This is a genomic window from Intrasporangium chromatireducens Q5-1, assembly GCF_000576575.1.
GTDB classification, from domain to species: domain Bacteria; phylum Actinomycetota; class Actinomycetes; order Actinomycetales; family Dermatophilaceae; genus Intrasporangium_A; species Intrasporangium_A chromatireducens.
In genome coordinates this window covers 1-1,265 of the sequence record NZ_AWQS01000480.1, presented here as the reverse complement: position 1 = coordinate 1,265, position 1,265 = coordinate 1, and the positions used below count along the sequence as shown (strand labels likewise).

Genomic DNA, 1,265 nt, shown 5'->3' with positions numbered 1-1,265 from the left:
GTGCGCGTCTCACCATCGAGAGTGCGACATTCACGATCGAGAGTTCGTTAATCACCATCGAGCGGGCATCGAACCGCACTCTCGATGAGGAATGCGGCACTCTCGATTGGGACTACTGCACTCTCGATGAGGAATGCCGCACTGTCGATAGAGGCTTGGTCAGATGCGGGCTTCGGGGAGGAGGCGGACGATCTCGTCCACGGTCTCCTCGGGCGTCTGCATCGAGCTGTCCAGCCAGAGGCCGATCCGGGGCGTCTCGGACTTGACCTTCTCGTCGAAGGCGCGGATCGACCAGTTGTCCTTGTACCCGGTCTTGACCCGCTCGGCCTCGCGGCGCATGACCGTGTCGACGTCGGGCGCCAGCATGACGAGGCTGAGCGGGCGAGCCTGCACCTGCGCGAGGAACGGCTCGAGGGTCGCCCCGACGAAGAGGTCCTGCACGACGACGGTGAAGCCGGCCTCGGCATAGAGGTTCGCGGTGCGGGCCGCGATGGCGTGGCGCAGCGCGACCTGCCGCTCCGCCTCGGGGTCGCCCTGGGGCGACATCTCCGCCCGGCCGCGCACGACCATGCGGCGGAACTCGTCACCCCTCAGGTGGACGCTGCGTGAGAAGCGCTCGGCGAGGAGCTGGGACACCGTCGACTTGCCCGCCGCCATCACGCCGGTCACGACGATCACCTGCGGGACGTCGAGGTCGGCGGGCAGGGGGCGCGGTTCGGTCACAGGGCAACCCTAGATGGCAGCCAGCGGAGCCGGAGCCGCTGCCCGGGACGGAGCTGGGCAGCCCGGTCCACCTCAGCCGACGGGACGACCCCGATCACGGGGTAGCCGCCGGTGACCGGGTGGTCGTTGAGGAAGAGGACCGGCTGCCCGCCGGAGGGCACCTGGATCGCCCCTCGGACCATGCCCTCGCTGGGCAGCTCGGCTGCAGCAAAGGACGTATGCCGCTCAATCGGCTTGCCTTGCAACCGGATCCCCTTGCGGTCGCTGAGCTCCGAGACGACCCACGGCGTCTCGGCGAGCGACTGGGGGTCGGCGAACCAGTCCCGTCGGGGACCGGGCAGGACGCCCAGCTCCACCGTGCCGGCCGTCGGCGCCGGGACCGGGGCGACGTCGACCGTGGGGAAGGAGTCGACCTCGTCGCCGACCGGCAAGCGGTCGCCGGCGCGGAGCGGAGCCGGGCCGAGGCCCGACATCGTGTCGCTCGAGCGCGAGCCGAGTACGGGCGCGACAGCCAGCCCACCACGGACGGACAGATACGTGCG

General features: G+C 70.1%; 2 protein-coding genes. Both read right to left on the bottom strand.

Features of this window, described 5'->3' with window-relative positions; translation table 11 throughout:
- Positions 1 to 159: 159 nt before the first annotated feature.
- Entirely contained in the window at positions 160 to 723 is a 564-nt protein-coding gene (locus N864_RS22350; RefSeq protein ID WP_081794140.1) for an AAA family ATPase, read from the bottom strand.
- A partial coding sequence (locus N864_RS22345; RefSeq protein ID WP_034722764.1) for a 5-oxoprolinase subunit C family protein occupies positions 720 to 1,265 on the bottom strand: 546 nt, incomplete at its 5' end. The genes N864_RS22350 and N864_RS22345, both read right to left, overlap by 4 nt.